The organism is Streptomyces sp. NPDC051452 (assembly GCF_044454765.1).
Taxonomy (GTDB): Bacteria; Actinomycetota; Actinomycetes; order Streptomycetales; family Streptomycetaceae; genus Streptomyces.
Genome location: NZ_JBITEB010000009.1, coordinates 302,604 through 309,499, shown reverse-complemented (window position 1 = coordinate 309,499; position 6,896 = coordinate 302,604). Strand labels below are relative to the sequence as shown.

General features: G+C 68.5%; 5 protein-coding genes. 3 read left to right on the top strand and 2 right to left on the bottom strand.

Going from position 1 to position 6,896, the window contains the following annotated elements; genetic code table 11:
• The coding region (locus tag ACIBA9_RS22700) for a transposase (RefSeq protein WP_399365573.1) at positions 1–513 on the top strand (513 nt) is incomplete at its 5' end.
• A 98-nt stretch (positions 514–611) separates the two neighbouring features.
• On the opposite strand, the gene ACIBA9_RS22695 is transcribed toward ACIBA9_RS22700, so the two are convergent.
• Both ACIBA9_RS22695 and ACIBA9_RS22690 read right to left on the bottom strand, forming a co-directional pair.
• On the bottom strand, positions 612–1,073 hold the full coding sequence (locus tag ACIBA9_RS22695; protein ID WP_399365571.1) for a hypothetical protein: 462 nt from the start codon (positions 1,071–1,073) through the stop codon (positions 612–614).
• A gap of 5 nt (positions 1,074–1,078) precedes the next feature.
• Positions 1,079–4,855: a DNRLRE domain-containing protein gene (locus ACIBA9_RS22690; protein WP_399365569.1), complete on the bottom strand. Its 3,777-nt coding sequence runs from the start codon at positions 4,853–4,855 to the stop codon at positions 1,079–1,081.
• An 819-nt stretch (positions 4,856–5,674) separates the two neighbouring features.
• Here ACIBA9_RS22690 and ACIBA9_RS22685 point away from each other — a divergent pair.
• Both ACIBA9_RS22685 and ACIBA9_RS22680 read left to right on the top strand, forming a co-directional pair.
• Entirely contained in the window at positions 5,675–6,106 is a 432-nt protein-coding gene (locus ACIBA9_RS22685; protein ID WP_399365567.1) for a hypothetical protein, read from the top strand.
• Positions 6,107–6,221: 115 nt separating this feature from the next.
• Positions 6,222–6,701, top strand: a complete 480-nt coding sequence (locus tag ACIBA9_RS22680; protein ID WP_399365565.1) for a hypothetical protein — start codon at positions 6,222–6,224, stop codon at positions 6,699–6,701.
• The last annotated feature ends 195 nt before the right edge of the window (positions 6,702–6,896 follow it).

The window sequence follows — 6,896 nt, the reverse complement described above, 5'->3', positions numbered from 1 at the left end:
GGCGACTGCTGGGCGGCGGCCACGAACGGCCGGTGCCGTCCCGCGACCCGGCACCAGGCCCTCGACGCGCTGCGACAGCAGGTCCCGCCGTGCCCGCACGGCCGTCTCGACACCGCACTGGGCGTCCTGCCTCTCCTCGTCGGCGTCTCGGCCGGCAACACACACGACAGCGAAGGACTGAAGCCCATGGTCGAGGGTCACCAAACGAGACACGACCCCCACCGCGGCCGTCACTTCAAACCCCAGCGCCTCCACGTGGACAAAGCCTACGACCGCGCCAACCTGCGGAAATGGCTGCGCGGCAGACGCATTGGCGTCCGGATCGCCCGCAAAGGCATCGAGTCCAGCGAACGACTGAGCCGCCGCCGGGTCATCGAGCGCACGATGTCCCGACTGTCCGGCTACCGGCGCTTGAGTCCCCGCTACGAGCGCGATCCCCGCAACTACCTGGCCCTTCTCGGCCTGGCAGCCGCCCTGCGCTGCTACAAGCGACTCGTCCGCCTCACCACGTAGGCGGTCTTACTATGCGTGCCGCGCCGGGTGCTCGCATGCGAAAGCCCCGCACGCTCCGTGCAGGTAGTCCGGAGCGTGCGGGGCGGATCAGCGGAGGATCAGTGGTACGCCTTGGCTGCGAACAGATCGATCCACCAGGTGTTCTTCACCCGTTCGAGCTCGACCGTCACACGCTGGTGTGTGTCCGTGAACTCCAGGTAGCCGCCGCGGCTGTCCTTCGGGTCCTCGTCGCCGATGTGAGCCACGACGCTGCCGTGAGCGGCCTTGCCGTAGCTCTTGACGATCCGGTCCGCTTCTTTCGCGGCGTCCGCCTCGGAGGCCGGGGCGAGCTGGGCCAGGGCGGCGCGGTCACGGGCTTCGATCCGCTGCACGAAGCAGCGGATCAGCAGCCGCACCTGCTCGGGCGGCGGCGGATCGCTGGACACCGGCGAACTGCCGAAGGTGACCCGCACGGCAGGCGTCCGCGACGCCGTGTACATCGGGTGGGGCTTGTCACCCCCCGAGCAGCCGGCCGCCGTCAGGGCCACGGCCAGTAGCAGGAGGTTCCGCACAATGCGCATGATGCCTACCAGGTCGGGGAGATATGGGCGATCCACACCGTGGCACCATGGTGCCTGGACCGTGCGGCGGCCAGGGTGTCGTAGCGGTGGGGGCTGCTGTGCTGGGCGATGTAGACCTTTCCTCCGCTGTTCTTGACCACCATGGCGGCGTGGCTGATGGGGTCCTTCGACTTCTTGTTGTAGTCGAAGAAGACGACGTCGCCGGGGGTCGCCTGGTTGTCGTAGGAGCGCCACGAAGCGCTGTGCTCCAGGTTGAGGAAGTGGAAGAAGTGGTTGGCGGCCGCCCACGAGTACGTCTGGTTGAGGTAGTTGCGCCACCAGTTGTAGTCGCTCCGGTACCAGCCCGAGTTCATCCCCATCCCGCCGCCGCGATTGAGCGCCTTGGAGACGAAGTTGGTGCAGTCCTCCCCGAACTCGTCCTTGTCGTTGCGGTGGCGGTAGGCCCAGTCCGCCGCGCCGGAGCGGCTGACGCTGGTCCGCATCGGAGTGATGGTCGACGGCTGGGCGACCGCGTAGCCGTCGCCGTCGGAGGCGGTGGGCGACGCGTCCGCGGCGTCGTCCATGACGGTGGAGTCGGGATCGTCGGCGGTCACGTACGTGGCCGCGCCCGCGGTCGGCGGCAGGTAGGTCTGCAGGTCCTTGTCGTCCAACTGCTGGGTGAGGACCGGCTTCCCGGAGGAGTTGTCGAAGACGAACGCGTCGTTCGTCAGCTCGGCCAGGGGCTCGGAGTCCCCTGAGCCGTCGTGGGTGACGGTGGTTCCGGTGTGGACGGCGTGGAGGACGACGGCGTTCGTCCCGTTGCCGGCCGCCAGCGGCGTCTGCAGGGCCGCGGTCAGCGTCGTGTACGTGATGCCGTGACCGGCGTCGGTGGTGTGCTGGTCGAGGAGACCCGGCTCCTGGCTGTGCAGCAGAGCGGTGAAGCCCGGGCCGTGGGCCGAGGCCGCGACAGCGGCGTCCGCGGAGGTGTACCGGCCGCTGATCAGGCCGTTGCGGGCGTCCAGGTACTCCTGGGCGATCTGCTGATAGGCGGTGGTGCCGTTGGCCACCGCCGCGGTGGTGACCACCGGGGACAGCGCGGCACGACCTGTGCCGTAGTCATTGGTGGCCGTCACCTCCACCGTGTAGGGCGCGCCGTTCGGCAGTCCGGTGACAACGACCTGGCTGTCCTGTGTCTGCTGTTGGGCGACCTGGGTCACGCCGCTGTCCTTGACGGTGACGGTGTAGCTGAGGTCGCTGCCGTTGTAGCCCGTGTCCTCGGGCGGGTTCCAGGACACGAGCAGTCCGCCGTCGCCGGCCACCGCCCGTGCCTGGGTGGGGGTGCCGGGAGCCGTGGCCGAGGTGTAGGTGACGGTGAGCTGCGGCCCGTCGGCGGCGGGGCCGGTGTCACGAGAGGAGTGGTAGGACACCCCGGTGGTGGTGGGCGAGGACTCGTCGTCCGCGCGGAGGGCGACGCCGTGGTTGGACTCGGGGTTCTCCAGCCAGCCTTCCACGACATCGGTCACGTCGAGGGCCGCCGGGTCCGCCGGGCCGGTGACGTAGGCGTTGGCGGACTCGGACGTCTGGAGATCGGCCGCCGTGGCCGAGTTCGACCAGTCGTCGTTCATGGGATGGAGTTCGAGGCCATGGGACTCACAGGCACCCAGGCAGCCGGCCGCGGTGAGGCGCAGGGCGGCGGAGGTCACGCGGGCACCGGCGGGTATCGCCGACAGGTCGGCCTTCAGGTAGCTGCGCCAGTGGGCGGTGCCGTCGGCGCCGACCTTCAGGGTGGCGTCCTGAACGGGTGCGTCCGACACCGACATGTCGGTGAACGCGTCCCGGCCGATGGTGATCGTGGACGTCGTGGGCGCGGCAGGGGCTGCGGGAAGCTTGACGGTGAAGGACACCGGCGCGGAGTAGGCCGAGCAGCCGCCTTCGGTGCAGGCCCGCATCTGCCAGGTGTAGGAGGCCCCGTCGGTCAGCAGGCCGTCGGGCACCTGCGCGGCGGCACGCTTGCCGCTTTCGGCCGACGTCGTGACCAAGGGGTTGTTGCCAACGACGGCGCCGGAGGAGTCCTTGAGGACGAAGTCCGTCGTGACCTGGCCGCCGGAGGCCGCGGTGATCATGCCCGAGAGGATGGGGGTCAGGGTCTGAGTGGCGCCGGTCTGCAGGCTTTGCGGAGCGTCGGCCCGCGCCGGAGGCGCCTTCGACACATCGACCGTGAAGGAGGTCCACGCCGACCAGTCGGAGGTGTCGGTGCCGTCACCTGTCTGACCGCGGAACTTGTAGGTATGGCCGTTGACGAGCTTGCCCGAGGGGACCTGGAGACTCGCCGCCGCCCCGGCCGAGACCTTGGCCCCGGTGCTGCTCAGAACGGTGGTCGTCCCCTCCGCGATCTCCCAGGAGGGGGTGAGCGTGTTCTTGTCGGCGTCCGAGGTCAAGTAGGACAGGGTCGGGGTGGTCGTGGTGACGTAGGCGCTGGTCCCCGTGCCACCGCCGGGGGCGGCGGTGAGAGCGGCGGGGGCGGCCGGCCGGGTGTTGTAAGTCACCGACAGATACGGGTCGTTGGACACCGCCTCGGAGGAATTGAACCGCTTCCAGCCGTACGGGTCGCTCTCGTCCGTGGCCCGGATGCCCAGCGCGTCGCTCACATGGCCGTTGTCCGACCACGCTTGTACCAGGCTGGTGATGTCGACCGAGTCATATCCCGCGGCACACGCCGAGGAGTATCCCTTGGTCGCGGTGGACGAGGCCCATTTCTTGTTCCACTTGGGCTGGTTGGTCCAACGGCTGCTGGTCGAGGCTTGGGCCGTGTCCCACACCTCCCAGGAACGCGCCGTGCACGACCAGGAGTGCGTCTCGTACAGGTTCAGAGCGGCCGACAGGATGTGCTTGCCCTCGTACGGCTGCTCCGGGAAGTGCAGGAAGGAACGGGCCACCTGGCTGGAGCCGTTGTTGCCGAGCTTCAGTTCGGTCGCCGCCGACTGGTCCGTCCCATAGCCTTGCTGGACGAACGTGTCGAAGACGTCGGCCAGTTTCAGGGCAGGGTCGACCGTCACCGGATACACCGTGTCCGGGTCCTTGAGGAAGGCCGGGTCGGCCGAGAATCGCAGGGCTACACCCGAGCCCTTCTGCTCGACCTTGACCTTGACCGGTGCGCGATGAAGGTGCTCACCGGAGCGGTCGTCAACGCGCGCGTCCCACATGGTCGGTGCGGGTATGAGGCCGGCGGGAAGCCCGGTCTTGTTGTCGACGAAGCTCACCCCGCCGTCCAGCGTGGCCCGTGCGGTCAGGCCAGGTGCGCGCAACGGCATGGTGAAGGTGCCGTCCGCGGCGGCGGTCCGGTCCTTGAGGACCAACGACTGCTCCACCCCGGTACGGGTCGACTCCACCACGATGTCCGCGTGCGGCAGGGCATCGGGGTAGGTCGCGACGTTCTCCCGGATCGCCGGCTTCGGCAGCGTCCCGTCCCAGCCCAGAGTGACGGACTGCTTCCCCGATCCCAGCGTGATCAGCGGCGCCGGCCCGTCGGACTTCCCGGCGAGCCGGAGCCCCAGCGGGTGAGCCTTGGCGCGTACGGTGCCGTCCGCGGCGCGGACCAAGGACGCGTCGACGTCCGTCCAGCCCGACCCACTGCGGTAGCGCACCGGACCGGCGTGCTGCTCCATCGTGAGCGTGCCGTTGGCGTTCGCCCACGTAGTGGTCGTCTCGGTGCGGTCGGCGACCACTTCGACCCGGTGCTTCTGCCTGGCGGCAGCGCGCAAGGCGCTCGCCTCATCGCCACCGTGCTTCGGTGCCACCTTCATCGGCGCGGCATGCGCATCCGACGCGCCGGTCGTCCCCGAAAGGGAGATCAGCGACGACATCAGCAGCACACTCGCGGCGGCACAAACCCCCCTGGCGCAGCGGCGCGGTCTCCCCGACCACAGCCGGCGCTTCCCCAACAGCTTCATTTGTTCCTCTGTCATGCACTTGTCCAAAGAGCAGAACCTTAACTCAGCTACAGCTGTTTTCCGCCACCAGCCGGGCCTCGACCTCGAACCATGCGAGCGACCATCTGACGTACCGTCCGATCGCGTGGAGCCGGCACCAGTCCTCGGGCCTGCCTCGGCATGGACGGGTAGGGGGCCGGACCGTCGTCCAGGGCGGTGAGGCATGTGGTTGCGGCCTGAAGCGGAGCCGGCGACTGAGAACTCGGCCTGCCCGGCCGGGAGATGGTAGCGGGGCTCGCGCCGCCAATGAGCAATGCACCGGAGGACGAATCCCGTTGCGGCTCCGCGGGCTCGCCTCCGCCTGGCGTGCCGCGGACTACGGCGGGACCGAGTGCAGGCTGACCTGCGGCTTTCACTACAGCGCCCCATCTACGTCACGTTTTCATTACATCTGGCGAGAGGCGCGCAGAGTCCTCTCTCGAGGACCGCGGTGACGCTAAATGCTGCTTCTCGGTGGATTCCGGCTCCCGATTGGTGAGCAATCCGGACATCACGTCAGGTCGCTTGTCGCGAAAGGGAGTTGAGCCGAAGGCCCTAGCTGCCACAAACGCCTCGACTGTGCCGGTTCGTCAACCCACCCAGCTGTCAGTGATCTTTGTGAGACTCCCCAAGCCGGACGCCCCTATACCCGGCATGAATGCGGAGCGGACCGAGACGAGCACCACCTACGCCAACCCCGACGGCACCCTGACGACCGAGGCGTTCGCCGCGCAGATCCGGGTGAAGCAGGACGGCAAGTGGAAGGACATCGACACCACGCTGTCCGACACCGGCGCCGACCTCACGCCCGAGACCGCGGCGGCACGTATCGCCGTCTCCGACGGCGGTGACACCGATCTGGCCTCAGTGTCGGACGACGGCAAGACCTTCGGACTCGGCTGGCAGGACACCCTGCCGACCCCCCACGTGGACGGCGACACCGCCTCGTACGCACTGGGTGAGGGCGAGACGCTCAAGGTGACCGCGCTGCCCGAGGGCTTCTCCCAGAACGTGCTCCTCGACCAGGCACCACACGGACCGGTGACGTACCGGGCACCATCTCAGGTGCCGGCTGTGACTCGGTGAGCGACGACGGCGAGTGCAGCGACGGCTGGGACGGCAAGTGCACGGTGTTCTTCACGGACATCGCTCTGGCAGAAAAGGCGCTTCCCGGAGGGGTCAAGAAGTGGTGAAACGAACGGTGAGACTCACAGTCCTCGCCGCCGTGTCCGTCGTGGCGATGACCGCGTCGGCGTGCAGCAGCTCCAAGCCCTGCGCCGGAGTCGGCGTCACCTCGCAGATCGGCGTGATGTTCCTCCAGCGGGGCTACACCGACCTGGCCGGCGCCTCCTACGAACTCTGCGCAGGAGGCAGATGCGGCAAGGGCCACTTGGCACAGGAGGACATCACCCGGATCAGCCTGCGCCTTCCCGACGACGTGGATGAGCACCTCGGCACAGTCCGCTTCCGCGTCACTCCCAAGGGGAGCAACCATCCCAGGATCGATGCGTCCACCGACGTCAAACTGACCCGCCAGCCTGACGGTTGCGGTGGCGGCGCCTACAGCGAAGGCCTCGCCTTCACCAAAGAGGGCGGCCTGACCACGAAGATCCCGCCCAGCGTGAGAGCGGCCTGGCGCAAGCACCTCGAGTCACTGGCCTCGCCCTCCGAGTCCTCCTGACACGCGCTCCTCTCCACAGCCGGCTCCCGGCTGTGGAGAGGAGCTGACAGCCAGATGCGGTGCCCGCCAGTCGCCGGCGAGCCACGGACACCGAGGAAGCCGCACCGCTCCTTTGAGAGATCACGACCGATGACTGCTTACCGAGGAGCACCTCCTCCTCTGCGGGGTAGATGTCGCGGATAACACGTCATCGAC